We start from the raw sequence: 15,749 nt of genomic DNA on the forward strand, positions 1-15,749 counted from the left end.
TATGAATAAAAGGATTTTAAATAGTCAGTTCGCTGTCTATAAAAACTGGCCGTCATGGCTATTATTGTTATTTGCTTGTTTTATGGTATACCTATTTTTTTTCGTTGGTCTAACTCTAGGTGGTGTGGGAATTGTTCTAGTGTCTTCTGTACTCTATAAGTTTTCTTCCTATACTTTTTTGAGTTTATTAATTTATTTAATAATATCTATGGAGAATTAGGAACCTTTAGTTTTTCAGCATTCCTTTTGCTTATCTGGGTAAAATTCGTAGAAAAAAGACCTTTTTCAGAATTGGGGTTTTCTACAAAGTTTAAAAGAACTCTGTGGTCACTTATAAAAGGTTGGAGTATAGGTTTTATTCTATTTTCAATTTCTGTCATCACTGCTTATATATTGGGAGGACTTGACTTTCATAGCTATGATGTTTCTAAGGCAACGATTTTCTATGTTGTAACTCTCCTTCCTTTTTGGCTTATTCAAAGCGGTACGGAAGAATTGCTAACACGAGGGTGGCTTCTTCCTCTAATTAATCATCGTTTTCATTTAGCTGTTGCCATAGGGGTCTCATCCACTTTATTTGGCATTTTGCACTTGGTAAATGCCCATGTCACTTTTCTTTCTATTGTAAGTATTATATGTTCGGGAGTTTTAATGTCCTTGTATATGATTAAAAGTGGTAATATTTGGAGTGTTGCAGCCTTACATGGAGCTTGGAATTTTAGCCAAGGTAATCTCTATGGTATTGCCGTAAGTGGTCAGAAAGCAGGAGCATCTCTTTTGCATTTTACCGTTAAAGAAAACGCACCGGACTGGATATCAGGTGGTGCATTCGGAATAGAAGGAAGTTTGATTTCTATTTTTGTTCTCTTAGCAGCAATTATATACCTTCTATGGCTAATTAAGACTGAAGAAACAGATTGAGTGTTGCAGCTCAGTCTTTTTCTTTTTTCTATGTTAAAATAAAGTAATCGAGGTAAAGAAATGATAGATAGAAAAGATACTAACCGATTTAAATTAGTTTCCAAATATAGCCCTTCGGGAGATCAACCTCAAGCTATTGAAACGTTGGTTGACAATATTGAAGGAGGAGAAAAAGCTCAGATTTTAAAAGGTGCTACTGGTACTGGTAAAACCTACACAATGAGCCAAGTTATCGCCCAAGTTAACAAGCCAACCTTGGTGATTGCACATAATAAAACCTTAGCAGGTCAACTTTATGGAGAGTTTAAAGAATTTTTTCCTGACAATGCCGTAGAGTACTTTGTTTCATATTATGATTATTATCAACCAGAAGCTTATGTGCCTTCTTCGGATACTTATATTGAAAAAGATAGTTCAGTCAATGACGAAATTGACAAATTACGTCACTCAGCGACTTCTTCGTTATTAGAAAGAAATGACGTTATTGTTGTAGCATCTGTTTCTTGTATTTACGGTTTAGGTTCTCCTAAAGAGTATGCAGACAGTGTTGTTAGCCTTAGGCCAGGTCAAGAAATTTCACGTGATCAGTTATTGAACAATCTCGTTGATATTCAATTTGAGCGTAACGATATTGATTTTCAACGTGGAAAATTTCGCGTTCGTGGCGATGTTGTAGAAGTTTTTCCTGCGAGTCGTGATGAGCATGCCTTTCGAATTGAATTTTTTGGTGATGAAATTGATCGTATAAGAGAAATAGAATCGTTAACAGGGCGTGTGCTAGGAGAAGTGGAACATTTAGCTATTTTCCCAGCAACACACTTTATGACAAATGATGAACATATGGAAGAAGCTATTTCAAAAATACAAGCTGAAATGGAAAATCAAGTAGAACTTTTTGGAAAAGAAGGGAAATTGATTGAAGCGCAACGTATTCGACAAAGGACAGAATATGATATTGAAATGCTTCGTGAAATGGGATATACAAATGGTGTTGAGAACTACTCACGTCACATGGATGGTAGAAGTGAAGGTGAGCCACCTTTTACTTTGTTAGATTTCTTCCCAGAAGATTTTTTGATTATGATTGATGAGAGTCACATGACAATGGGGCAAATCAAAGGGATGTATAATGGAGACCGTTCGCGTAAAGAAATGTTGGTTAATTACGGTTTTCGTTTACCATCTGCCTTAGATAACCGTCCACTTCGTCGTGAAGAATTCGAAAGCCATGTCCATCAAATTGTCTATGTATCTGCAACGCCAGGAGACTATGAAATGGGGCAAACAGATACGGTTGTTGAGCAAATTATCCGGCCAACAGGACTTCTTGATCCAGAAGTTGAAGTTAGACCAAGTATGGGGCAGATGGATGACTTGCTTGGTGAAATCAATTTGAGGACTGAAAAAGGTGAGCGTACCTTTATTACAACATTGACAAAGCGCATGGCAGAAGACTTAACAGATTATCTCAAAGAAATGGGAGTTAAAGTTAAGTATATGCACAGCGATATTAAAACCTTAGAACGTACAGAGATTATTCGTGATTTACGACTTGGTGTGTTTGATGTTTTAATTGGTATTAATCTCTTACGTGAAGGAATAGATGTTCCTGAGGTTTCCCTTGTTGCAATCTTAGATGCTGATAAGGAAGGTTTCCTTCGTAATGAGCGTGGTCTTATCCAAACAATCGGACGTGCAGCACGTAACAGTAATGGTCATGTTATTATGTATGCTGATAAAATAACAGATTCTATGCAAAGAGCTATGGATGAAACCGCTCGCCGTCGTCGTTTACAAATGGATTATAATGAAAAGCATGGAATTGTGCCACAAACAATTAAAAAAGAAATCCGTGATTTAATTGCTATTACTAAAAGTAATGACAGCGATAAACCTGAAAAAGTTGTCGATTACAGTAGTTTATCTAAGAAAGAAAGGCAAGCTGAAATTAAAGCTCTTCAAAAGCAAATGCAAGAAGCAGCTGAATTATTGGACTTTGAGCTAGCTGCACAAATCCGAGATGTTATCTTAAAACTAAAAGCAATCGATTAATACGATGAACAGAATTAATAAAACGACTAGAGTAGTTAATGAAGTGCTCTAGTCGTTTTATTAATAATTGAAATCAAAAGAATACAGTAGGTGGATGTTATATTTTATCAAAGATTTTTCGATATTTTTCTTCTTTAATATTAGAAATAATAGTTTGGATATTACTGATTTGAGAGGGTGTATCGTTGTAATCAATATGAGCGACTAAACTATTTGTAGCTAATTCCTTTGTGACATATGGAACTAGTTTTTGATCGGTAATGATTAAATCAGGTTTTAGAGTTGATACTTGACTAACATTATCTCTTAATAAGTAATAGGAATGAAAGTTTATTTTCTCTAAGGAAAGAGATTGTAATAGATAGTCTTTGAAGATTTGATTATTAATGAAATCAGTTGTTAACAACACAACTCTTATAGGAGGCATATTATTTTTTATCACCCTTTCCAGATGAGCACAGAATAAGAAAAAGTGCTGTTTTTTTAAAGTTGATTCCCCAATTTCAGTTAGCCAATGTGTGACTATTGGTTCGATAATGGGTATTAGTTTAGGATTTCCAGGATAGAATGTTGAAGGAAAACTAATTGTTTCAGGAATTAATTGATTCAGACCAACTATGAAGTTTCGAGAAAAGTAAATAGTGACTTTCACTAGCTCATCGTAGTAGGTGTCAGAGTATGGAAGAGCTTCTTTCAAAGGTTGTAGTAGCATTTGGAATTTAGGAAGACTTTTAAAAATAGCTAACACTTCATCGACATGTGTTTCAGTCCACTTTTGAGCAGCAAAAGAGTTAGCGCTTGTAAGATAGATAAGAAAAATATAATCCATGTCTTCTGAATTAAAAATAACATTGAAGTAAGGTTGAACGATACTTTTTACACATGTATTCAGCTCCTCATAAATAAAGATTTTTTTAAGAGAAGAGAAAAGTTTGGAGTTTGGAATTTTAACTTTATGATGGTGACGTTTCCAGGTTAAAATGAAAAGCGTATCAAAAAAATAAAGATATCAGAAAGGTGCGTAGTAGGTCTTATATTAGTACCACTCTCAAATAAAAATTGTCGAATAATCTTAATATCTAGAGCAGACAGATCGTAAATTTTAATACCAAATTTAGTAGTGAGGTATGCGATGAGATATCTAATGCGATATTCGTCACCTACAATGGTATTTTTAGATAAAGATAATCCTAAATCTTTAATTAAAGGAATTAAATTTTCTCGCAGACGATAGACAGAAGAACGAGATAAGAAGAGATCATTTCCAAAAGCTACTAGAGATTTTTTATCAGACGAGTCATCAATTAAAAATTTAAGAAGTTGTAAAGCGTTTGACTCATTATAAACTATTTTTAAGGCATCTTCCTGAGTAAGTTTATTTAGCTTACATAAAATCCGTTCTTTTTGGATATGGATAGAAAGTTTATGACCAAATAAAACATTTAATTTATGACAATAGTTTTTAAGCTCAACTGGTGATAAGTGGAGTCGGTTACAGGCGGTATCTAAGGATAGTGAGGGGGTATCATAACATAAAGTAAGTAATTTAACTTTATTAAGAATATTTTTTTCTAAAAAATTTTCTATCATATTACACAACTCCTTTCACTCATTAATACTATAATAAGGAATAATATAAAATGTTTCAAATATTTTAACCTTATAAAATAATAATTCTCAAAAAACAAATATTTTAAATACCTTTTTGGGAAAATGAGTTATAAAAGTATATTTATTTTAGTCATAATTAGTGATAACCTCGTAAAGGTTTATTAAGCACCAGTTGAGATTCTTATGAAATCATACTAAAAATCAATTGTAAGGTTTATATCTGTATAAAAATGATGTGTCTACGTGCTTAACGGTATCATTATTTTTGTGTTTAATAAGATAGATTTCTAATCACTTAATTTTACTGTTATGTTTTTAAACCAAAACAAAATATAAAAAAATACTTAAATATGGAGGAAACATGTCCAAAAAGACTTTTGGCAAGCAGTTAACAGTTGTAGGTTCTAAGAGTAGAGTCAAGATGCATAAATCAGGAAAAAACTGGGTAAGAACAATAATGTCGCATTTTAATCTATTTAAAGCGATTAAAGGGAGAGCAACTGTTGAAGCAGATGTGTGTGTTCAAAATATTGAAAAAGAAGACCGACTATCTTCAGGAAATTTGACCTATCTCAAAGGATTACTAGCTGCTGGAGCTCTGCTAGGTGGAGCGAGTTTAACCAGTCGTGTTTATGCAGATGAGACTCCAGTTGTTCAAGAACAATCGAGTTCTGTACCAACACTTGCAGAACAAACGGAAGTGACTGTTAAAACAACTGCTGTTCAAAATTATCAAGATGGGACAGTATCGAAAAACATCATCGACTCCAATAGTGTATCTATGTCAGAGTCAGCCTCAATAAGTGTTAGTGAATCTATCAGTATGTCTATGTCAGGGTCAATATCAACAAGTGTAAGTGAATCTGTAAGTACATCTACCTCAGAAAGTACTCTATCAAGTCTTTCAGAATCAGCTTCAACAAGTGCTTTAAAATCTACAAGTGTAAGTGAGGCTTCAAATATTCTTGAAACTCAGGCTTCTTTAACTGATAAAGGAAGAGAGTCGTTTTCGGCAAACCAGATAGTAACAGAAAGTAGCTTAGTTACTGATGCTGGTAAAAATGCTTCAGTATCTAGCCTAATTGAAATTACAAAACCAAAATCGGAGTTACAGACTTCCAAAATGTCAAATGAGTCGCTTATAACTCCAGAGAAACCCCAAGTAATGATTGCAAGCGATAAAACTGGGAATGAGACTCTAACTCCGACAATTAGATTAAAATCAGTTATTCAGCCAAGGAGTATGAACTTGATAGCTTTGAGCTCGGAGATGGACTTGATACCACTAGAAGAAGTGTCTGATACTGAAATGTTAGGTAAAGACGTATCAAGTGAGTTTCAGAAAGTTAATATTGCGTTAAAAGATAACACTCTTAGTGAGCCTGGAACAGTTAAATTAGATAAATCAGAAAACCTTGTTTTGAACTTTGACTTTTCAATCGCTTCTGTTAACGAGGGAGATTTCTTTACTGTAAAGCTTTCTGATAATCTTGATACACAAGGGGTTGGTACTACTCTAAAAGTTCAAGATATAATAGATACAAGTGGTCAGTTATTAGCAACGGGATCATATAGTCCTTTAACACATAATATTACATACATCTGGACAAAATATGCTTCTACATTGAATAATATTAATGCTCAAGTCAAGCTGCCAGTTTGGCCTGATCAGAGAAAAGTTTCCAAAACGACTTCAGATAAGCAGCGCTTTACTGCAACATTGAACAATCAAGTTGCTTCAATTGAGGAACGTGTTCAGTATAATAGTCCTTCAGTGACAGAACATACTAATGTTAAGACAAATGTAAGATCTCGGATCATGAAGATTGATGATGAAAAACAGACAGAAACTTATATTACTCAAATTAATCCTGAAGGTAAGGAAATGTATTTCGCATCAGGACTTGGGAATCTATATACTATTATCGGTTCAGATGGAACATCAGGTTCACCAGTTAATTTATTAAATGCGGAAGTAAAGATTCTAAAAACTAATTCAAAAAATCTTACAGATAGTATGGATCAAAATTATGATTCGACTGAGTTTGAAGATGTGACTTCCCAGTATAGTTATACTAACGATGGTTCTAAAATTACCATAGATTGGAAAACAAATTCTATTTCTTCCTCTACATCTTATGTTGTTTTAGTCAAAATACCTAAACAAAGTGGTGTATTGTATTCGACTGTTTCTGATATAAATCAAACAAATGGTTCTAAATATTTTTACGGATATACTCAAGTAGATGGAGAATCAGATGCGAATGCTGAAAAAAAATTTTTATCCGAAAGTGCTTCTACGTCAGCTAGTACCAGTGCTTCAACTTCGGCAAGCGCTAGCGCTTCCACGTCAGCAAGTATTAGCGCTTCCACAAGTGCAAGTATTAGCGCCTCAACGAGTGCCTCCACGTCAGCCAGCACAAGCGCTTCCACAAGTGCAAGTATGAGCACCTCAACGAGTGTATCCACGTCAGCAAGTACTAGCGCTTCAATGAGTGCATCGACATCAGCAAGTACCAGTGCTTCCACAAGTGCAAGTACGAGTGCCTCCACGTCAGCCAGCACAAGCGCCTCAACCAGTGCTTCAACCAGTGCATCCACGTCAGCAAGTACTAGCGCCTCAATGAGTGCGTCGATGTCAGCTAGCACCAGCGTCTCAACCAGTGCTTCAACCAGTGCTTCAACCAGTGCTTCCACATCAGCCAGCACTAGCGCCTCAATGAGTGCGTCGATGTCAGCCAGCACCAGTGCTTCAATGAGTGCGTCGACGTCAGCCAGCACAAGCGCCTCAATGAGTGCATCCACGTCAGCAAGTACTAGCGCCTCAACCAGTGCCAGTACCAGTGCTTCCACCTCAGCAAGTATGAGCGCCTCCACAAGTGCAAGTACTAGCGCCTCAATGAGTGCATCCACGTCAGCAAGTACTAGCGCCTCAACCAGTGCCAGTACCAGTGCCTCGACGTCAACAAGTACTAGCGCATCCACGTCAGCAAGTATGAGCGCATCCACGTCAGCAAGTACCAGTGCATCCACGTCAGCAAGTATGAGCGCCTCCACAAGTGCAAGTATCAGTGCCTCCACGTCAGCAAGTATGAGCGCATCCACGTCAGCAAGTACCAGTGCCTCCACGTCAGCAAGTACTAGCGCCTCAATGAGTGCATCGACGTCAGCCAGCACCAGTGCTTCCACAAGTGCAAGTACTAGCGCCTCAATGAGTGCATCGACATCAGCAAGTACCAGCGCTTCAACAAGTGCAAGTACGAGTGCCTCCACGTCAGCAAGTACTAGCGCCTCAACATCGGCAAGTACAAGTTCTTCCACAAGTGCAAGTACCAGTGCATCGACATCAGCCAGCACTAGCGCCTCAACGAGTGCGTCAATGTCAGCCAGCACAAGTTCTTCAACAAGTGCCTCGATGTCAGCCAGCACTAGCGCTTCAATGAGTGCATCGACGTCAGCTAGCACTAGCGCCTCAACGAGTGCGTCAATGTCAGCCAGCACAAGTGCTTCAACAAGTGCCTCGATGTCAGCCAGCACTAGCGCTTCAATGAGTGCGTCGACGTCAGCCAGCACCAGCGCTTCAACGAGTGCGTCAATGTCAGCCAGCACAAGTGCTTCAACAAGTGCCTCGATGTCAGCCAGCACTAGCGCTTCAACGAGTGCGTCAATGTCAGCCAGCACAAGTTCTTCAACAAGTGCCTCGATGTCAGCCAGCACTAGCGCTTCAATGAGTGCCACGACGTCAGCCAGCACCAGCGTCTCAACGAGTGCATCGACATCAGCAAGTACCAGCGCTTCCACAAGTTCTTCAAGCTCAGTGACTTCTAATTCATCAAAAGAGAAGGTGTATTCTGCCTTACCTTCTACGGGTGACCAAGATTATTCTGTAACTGCTACTGCCTTAGGTTTAGGTTTAATGACTGGTGCAACCCTTTTGGGACGAAAAAAATCTAAAAAAGATAAAGACTAAACCTACTTTGAATTCTTAAAGTACTAAATGACATGGTAAAAGGCATATCTCTTAATATTTTTAGAGAGATATGCCTTTTTGTTGTAGAAGTTTGTAAAAAGCCTTGTAAATCTATATTTATCAAGTGACAAGCAATGTTTTTCTGCTAAAATATGATAAAATTAAGAAGTGGAATTTATTTCTGAAAATAAGTTTATCAATTACGATAAACTCAAAAATAATGTAAAAAAGCTTTGGATCATTTTAGTACAATGAGTGTTAATAAAACTATTATTTAACTGGTATGATATGGTCTGGATAAGAGAGAGTTTTAAAGAGAGATTAACTAAAATGCGAGTACATATTACAAGTATATATGGGCAGTCACCGCGTAGCATTGCCCTTATATCACAAAAACTAGTTAAGGATGTCGGACGTCAACTTGGTTATGATGAAATGGGAATCTACTTTTATAATGATCATGCTGAAACGCATGGTGAAAGAAGTACTAGGATGGATGGTATCATTGCGGGATTAGGCAGAGGGGATATTGTTGTTTTTCAAGTACCTACATGGAATTCAACAGAATTTGATGAACTTTTTCTAGATAAATTACAGGCATACGGTGCTAGAATTATAACTTTTGTACATGATATTGTTCCCTTAATATTTGAGTCTAATTTTTATTTATTAGATAGAGTAATTGACATGTATAATCGTTCGGATGTTGTTATTCTACCTACAAAAGCGATGCATGATTATCTAATTGAAAAAGGGATGACTACCTCTAAAGTTCTTTATCAAGAAGTATGGGATCATCCAGTTAATATAGACCTCCCTCGTCCAGAATGTCAAAAAGTCCTTAGTTTTGCAGGCGATATTCAACGCTTTCCCTTTGTCAATGACTGGAAGGAAAATATCCCGCTCATCTATTATGGAGACGGAAGCAGACTCAATTCTGAGGCAAATGTTCATGCTCAGGGATGGAAAGATGATGTAGAATTGATGCTAAGTCTTTCTAAGCGGGGAGGATTTGGCCTGTGTTGGAGTGAAGATAGAGAGGAGTTAGTCGAGCGTCGTTATTCGAGGATGAATGCCTCGTATAAATTATCTACTTTCTTGGCTGCTGGACTTCCAATTATTGCTAACCATGATATTTCAAGTAGAGACTTTATCAAACAACACGGATTAGGATTTACAGTTGAAACGCTAGAAGAAGCTGTTGAAAAAATTAATAATATGGAAAAAGAGACTTATGACAGCTATGTGGAAAATGTTGAGAAGATAGCAACTCTCTTGCGAAATGGTTATATCACTAAAAAATTGTTGATAGATGCTGTGCATATGCTTTATAGATAGGGGTAGCGATGAAGAAAACAATTGTTTTAGGTGCAGATTTCCAATATCGTGATCAAGTTATGACAACTATAAAATCTATTGTTAGTCATAATCAACATTTAACTATTTATATCATTAACACAGATTTTCCCGTAGAATGGTTTAATATCCTTAACCATTCTTTAGAACAGTTTGACTGTAGAGTAAAAAATATTCCCATAAGTTCAGATGTCTTTGAGGGGATACCTACCCTGAGCCATATCAGTGTGGCGGGATTTTTCAGATGGTTTATTCCAATTCACCTTGAAGAAGAGATAGTTTTATATTTAGATAGTGATGTAATAGTTAGGGGTTCTTTGGATCCTCTATTTGACATAAACCTTGAAGAGAATTTATTAGGAGCTGTAGCAGATCATTTTTCAACGCTTTACTATGGAGATACAGCACCAGTTAGTTTTAATTCAGGTGTTATGCTAATCAATAATTCATTATGGAAAAAAGAAGAAATTTATAATAGCCTTATGAGGATTGCTGATAAGGGTTCTGCTGTTGGGGTAGGAGATCAAGAATACCTTAATATTTTGACTCAGAATCGTTGGATAGATATCGGTAAACAATATAATGTTCAGATTGGTCAAGATGTCAATATTAATGCATATGGGCGACCAGATTTGTATCATTTTTATGATGATTGCGAACCTGTTATTGTTCATTATAATAGTCAAGATAAACCGTGGAATAAATATAGTCAATCGCGATACCGTTCAGAATGGTGGTATTATTTTGGTTTAGAATGGTCAGTTATTTATGCTCAACAACAAAAAAATTTGAACAGGTTAACAGGTAAAACACTGAATTTATTTACATTAACAGCCTCAGATACATTAGAACATATTGAAGTACTTGCAAAAGCTCTACCAGATTATCAGTTTCATATTGCAGCACGTAGTGATATTTCAGAGAAATTAGCTAATCTAGAAACTTATAGCAATATTAAAGTTTATAAATTAGTTATCAACCCTATCTTGGAAGAGCTTATACGTAACTGTGATGTGTACTTGGATATTAATCATTCTTACGAAGTAGAAGGTATTCTAGATAAAATAAAAGAAGAGAATAAACCGATTTTAGCCTTTGATTCTACAGCACATACGACAAAAAATATAGAAGTTATCTCAGAAACAATGCCTGAATTGATGGTTAAAAGAATAAGGGAAGTAGGTCCTCTTAGATGAAAAATAGAAAAGCTATCGCGTTAGCGGCAGATTTTGGCTATCAAGAGCAAGTTAAGACTATAATTAAATCAATATGCTTTCATAATCAATTTATTGATTTTTATATCTTAAATGACGATTTTCCAGTTGAATGGTTTCAAATGATGGAATATCATTTATCTAAAATGGATTGCACAATATCTAACACTAAAATTTTTAATGAAGAAATTAAACATTTTAAATTTCAAAAACCGATGCCCTATCCTACTTACTTTCGATACTTTATACCTGAAGTTATTCATGAAGATAAGGTACTATATTTAGACTGTGATATGATTATCACCAGTGATTTAACATCGATATTTACTCTTGATATTTCAAAATATGGTGTAGCGGCTGTTCGAGATGATTTGCTCGAAGAATATGATGGTAAAGAAGATTATTTTAATTCAGGTTTGCTATTAATTAATAATATTTTTTGGCGAGAACAAGGGTTTAGTCAGCGACTGTTAGATTATACTAGAGAAAACCAAGGGGCTCTTCAATATCATGACCAGGATGTTTTGAATGATGTACTGTGCGATAATTGGCTAGAACTTGATGAAACTTATAACTATCATACAGGAGCAGATATGTTATATAACCTATTCCAACAGTCTGAACGTCAATTAAATCGCAGGAAAGATTTACCTAAAGTTATTCATTATACAGCGACAAAACCATGGAAATACCTTGAAACATCTGTTCGTTGGCGCGATATATGGTGGGAATATAATAGACTTGAATGGCGCGATATTTTTACAAGATGGCAAGTCAATGATGGTGTAGATGTTTCATTGAAGAAAGTGTTACAACCTATCCATCGAGCTTTCATTTTTACTTACTCAGATTCAATTGAAGGAATTGAGAGGTTGGCTAAGGATTTACCAAACTGGCAATTTCATATTGCTGCCTATACTCAAATTTCAGAAAAATTGAAACAATTGGAAATGCATTCAAATATAAAACTTTATCCACTTGTTTATCGTTTCAAATTAAATGAGCTAGTTGAAAATTCAGATATTTACCTTGATATTAATCATGGTGATGCAGATACTCAGGTTCTGGAGCAAGTGAAGAAATTAGGTAAAGATATTTTATCCCTTTCTACAACTTATCATGGTCAAGGCAAACAATTTGAGAGAGTTACGGATATTATTGATTATTTAAAGAATGAACGATTTAAAGAACATATTAGAAAGGAATATTGTGAAAAATAACGTTATTTGTTTGGCAGGTGATAATAAATCTTTAAATCAGATCCAAACAGTTATAAAATCGATTTTATGTCACAATGATAGAGTAAGTATTTATATTTTAAATCAAGATATAGCTTCAGAATGGTTTAGAAATATTCAAAGACGTTTATTAAATAGTCATAGTTGTATTTTTGATATAAAACTCTTTGATGATACTTTTAAGGAATTTAAAACGCCCCGTGCCCATATTACCTATATGGCTTATGCAAGGTACTACATTCCGCAACTGATTGATGCAGAGAAAGTTCTTTATTTAGATATTGATACTTTGGTTGTTGATAACTTAGATAAGTTGTTTGAGATAGAATTAGGGGACTACCCGATAGCAGCTATCTTAGATGGAGACGGTATTCATTTTAACTCAGGTGTTATGCTAATAAACTCGCTTTACTGGATGAGATATCGAGTAACAGAAAAACTTATGGAAATAACAGAACGAGAATTGGATAATGGAATTTTTGGAGACCAAGGGGTTCTCAATCTTCTTTTTGATAATAATTGGCTTAAGTTAGAAGATAAGTATAATGCTCAAGTTGGAAATGATTTAGGTGCCTTTTATGAAAATTGGCAAGGGTATTTTGATCGTAACTTTGAATCGCCTACTATTATCCATTACTGTACTCATGATAAACCATGGAATACTTTTTCTTCTTCAAGGTTTAGGGAGACATGGTGGCAATATGAGCAACTAGATTGGAATGAGGTGTTTAATTTTGAAACGTATCTGTTACCTGAGCCAACATTTGAAAAACACTTCTTTACTTTCACAACGTCCGTGGATTTGCTTTATATTGAAGAATTGGTTGAACTATTCCCCAATAGTTGCTTCCATATAGCTGCTTGGACCTCTTTTGGCCCAAGCTTACTTAAGTTAGCCACAAACTCTAACGTTCGTCTGTATCCTTCAATAACCAGCCCACTTTTTGAACAACTAATGACTAAAGCAAATTATTACCTTGATATCTCAACTTCTTGGAAGGAAATACAATTTTGTCAAAAAGCTATTGAGAAATCAATTCCGATATTGAGTTTTAATGAAGCAGTGACATTTGAATATAGGGAGTTAAGTCATTGCTTTATTAATTTGGAGGATATGCGACAGTTTTTATGTAAAAATGGAGGCAATAGTGACTGATAAATTAGTTTCTGTTATTATTCCAGTCTATAATGCAGCACCATATTTAGAGGGGTGTGTAAATACCATTTTAGGACAAACATACCAAGTTTTTGAAATTCTACTGATAGATGACGGTTCTACAGATACATCTGCTAGTATCTGCGATCAATTATCTCTAAGAGATAACCGTATTAGAGTTTTCCATATCGAAAATGGCGGTGCTTCTAAAGCTAGAAACTTTGGATTAGCACGAATTAGTTCAGAGAGCCAATTTGTTACGTTTGTTGATTCGGACGATTGGGTAAAGGAAAATTATTTGGAAGTACTGTTAGCTCAGCAAGAAAAATATAATGCTGATATTGTTATCAGTAATTACTATATCTACAGAGAAACAGAAGATATTTTTGGTTACTACATCACTGACAAAGATTTTGTTATCGAAGAAATCTCTGCTCAAACAGCTATTGATAGACAAGTGCATTGGCATTTAAATAGTTCAGTATTCATCGTTATTTGGGGGAAATTATATCGAAGAGAACTATTTGATACCATCACCTTCCCAATAGATAAAGTATTTGAAGATGAGTTGGTAAGTGTTTTACTTTTTATAAAAAGTAAAAAAACAATTTTAGTTAATGGAAGCTATTATGGCTATAGAATTCGTCCAAATAGCATTATGACATCGGCGTTTTCATCCAAAAGAGCAGAAGATCTTATTTATATTTTTGATAGTAAATTGTCGGAGATTATACTGTCAGGATTGGATTCAACTGCAACTGTAGAGAGATATTTTTGGTTAATGCGTGACTATAAACAGCGCTTAGAACAAGAAAATTTACAGAAAACAATAATATATAAAGTGATATCAAATCGGTTATCAAGGTAACAGTAAATACCATTTTATTTGTCATAATCTTGCAAAGAGAGTTGAAAAGAACTAATAGTTATGAGAGTTATTAAAGTAAAAACAATTTCGGAAACTTTAGATTATATTTCTAAACATACTGCTTCGGTAGCGCGTTTTGGTGATGGAGAAATTGATATTATTGCGGGGAATTCTATTCCTTACCAGGTTTATGATTCTGAACTTGCTAAGCGATTAAAACGTTTATTAAATCGACAAAGTAATGAGAAGCTAGTTATCTGTGTAAGTGATGTTTTTGATAATTTAGGTAGATACAACGATTTTTCACAACAATTTTGGAGGGGGCATCTATATCAGTATAATGATTTGTACCAAAAAAATTGTCAGGCTGAATGGTATGGTTCAACTTTTATTTCTAGACCCTATATGGATTTACTAGATAAGAGTTTGTCAGTAACGTACTTTGAACAGCTAAAAGCATTATGGAAAAATAAAGATATTTTAATTGTCGAGGGTGAGACTTCTCGTTCAGGCGTTGGCAATGACTTATTTAATGATGCCAATACTATTTCGCGTATCATTTGTCCTTCGAAAGATGCATTTTCATCTTTTTATGAAATCAAGGAAACTATACTTGAACATAGTAGAGGTAAGCTAATTTTACTTATGCTTGGTCCAACTGCAAAGCTATTAGCTGAAGATTTATCGCAGCTAGGACATCAAGCTATTGATTTAGGTCATATCGATTCAGAATATGAGTGGTTTAAGATGGGAGCAGTTTCTAAGGTGAAACTTTCTCATAAACATACGGCAGAACATAATTTTGACGAAGATATTACTTTAATAGAAGACAATAGTTACGAAAATCAAATTGTATCAAAAATTGGTACATCAGATAGACAGTACGCTTTGACAGTGACATTAACAGATGATATATGGGAGCTAGAACATTTATTACAAAGATGTCCTAATACTGATTTTCATATTGCTGCCCCAGTTTATTGTTCGGATAGACTTAAGCAGTTAGTAGGTTATCCAAATTATTACCTACATGAAGCTATTACTGAAGAGCAATTCGAAGTACTCCTATTAAATAGCGATATATATTTAGATATTAATCATGGTGAAGAAGTTTGGAATGTTGTTGATAGATGTATAACTGAGGGTAAAACTATATATGGAATCAGACGGGCAAGAAAAGATAATCAATATATTTCTTTTGAGCGAACCATGGATGATTTTGAATATTTGTGTGACACTATTAAACAAAATAGATAGTCAAGAAGAGTAATGGTTACTTGAATATTGAAATCAATTTTCTTGATTTTAAAATTAACGAAGTTGACGATATAAAGTTACTTATCTTGAAGAGAACAAATTGATA

The 15,749-nt window shown here is 35.1% G+C and carries 8 protein-coding genes and 2 pseudogenes; 9 read left to right on the top strand and 1 reads right to left on the bottom strand.

The window, feature by feature from the left end:
* The first annotated feature begins 1 nt into the window (after window position 1).
* Together EGX70_RS00420 and uvrB are read left to right on the top strand one after the other, a co-directional pair.
* Window positions 2-921, top strand: a pseudogene (locus tag EGX70_RS00420) (CPBP family intramembrane glutamic endopeptidase).
* A 60-nt stretch (window positions 922-981) separates the two neighbouring features.
* Entirely contained in the window at window positions 982-2,973 is a 1,992-nt protein-coding gene (uvrB, locus tag EGX70_RS00425) for an excinuclease ABC subunit UvrB (protein WP_123947813.1), read from the top strand.
* A 97-nt stretch (window positions 2,974-3,070) separates the two neighbouring features.
* Here the strand turns inward: uvrB and EGX70_RS00430 are convergent.
* Window positions 3,071-4,563 (bottom strand): annotated as a pseudogene (locus EGX70_RS00430) (helix-turn-helix domain-containing protein).
* A 382-nt stretch (window positions 4,564-4,945) separates the two neighbouring features.
* On the opposite strand from EGX70_RS00430, the gene EGX70_RS00435 reads away from it, so the two are divergent.
* The 7 genes from EGX70_RS00435 (at window position 4,946) to EGX70_RS00465 (ending at window position 15,643) form a co-directional block, all read left to right on the top strand.
* Complete coding sequence (locus EGX70_RS00435) at window positions 4,946-8,554, top strand: accessory Sec-dependent serine-rich glycoprotein adhesin (protein WP_123947815.1); 3,609 nt, start codon at window positions 4,946-4,948, stop codon at window positions 8,552-8,554.
* Between the two features lie 330 nt (window positions 8,555-8,884).
* Window positions 8,885-9,892 carry a sugar transferase gene (locus EGX70_RS00440; protein ID WP_123947817.1) on the top strand — a complete coding sequence of 336 codons (1,008 nt, stop codon included), beginning with the start codon at window positions 8,885-8,887 and terminating at the stop codon, window positions 9,890-9,892.
* 8 nt (window positions 9,893-9,900) lie between these two features.
* Complete coding sequence (locus tag EGX70_RS00445; protein ID WP_000751408.1) at window positions 9,901-11,106, top strand: glycosyltransferase family 8 protein; 1,206 nt, start codon at window positions 9,901-9,903, stop codon at window positions 11,104-11,106.
* Window positions 11,103-12,344, top strand: coding sequence for a glycosyltransferase family 8 protein (locus tag EGX70_RS00450; RefSeq protein ID WP_001868155.1), 1,242 nt, complete (start codon window positions 11,103-11,105; stop codon window positions 12,342-12,344). Before EGX70_RS00445 ends, EGX70_RS00450 begins: the two co-directional genes overlap by 4 nt.
* Window positions 12,334-13,518, top strand: a complete 1,185-nt coding sequence (locus EGX70_RS00455) for a glycosyltransferase (RefSeq protein ID WP_000795054.1) — start codon at window positions 12,334-12,336, stop codon at window positions 13,516-13,518. The genes EGX70_RS00450 and EGX70_RS00455 overlap by 11 nt, the downstream gene beginning before the upstream one ends.
* Complete coding sequence (locus tag EGX70_RS00460; protein WP_000130208.1) at window positions 13,511-14,386, top strand: glycosyltransferase family 2 protein; 876 nt, start codon at window positions 13,511-13,513, stop codon at window positions 14,384-14,386. Before EGX70_RS00455 ends, EGX70_RS00460 begins: the two co-directional genes overlap by 8 nt.
* A 60-nt stretch (window positions 14,387-14,446) precedes the next feature.
* Window positions 14,447-15,643: an SP_1767 family glycosyltransferase gene (locus tag EGX70_RS00465; protein ID WP_001263855.1), complete on the top strand. Its 1,197-nt coding sequence runs from the start codon at window positions 14,447-14,449 to the stop codon at window positions 15,641-15,643.
* Window positions 15,644-15,749: the final 106 nt, after the last annotated feature.

Origin of the sequence: Streptococcus sp. FDAARGOS_522, from assembly GCF_003812445.1 — a bacterium.
GTDB lineage: Bacteria > Bacillota > Bacilli > Lactobacillales > Streptococcaceae > Streptococcus > Streptococcus agalactiae.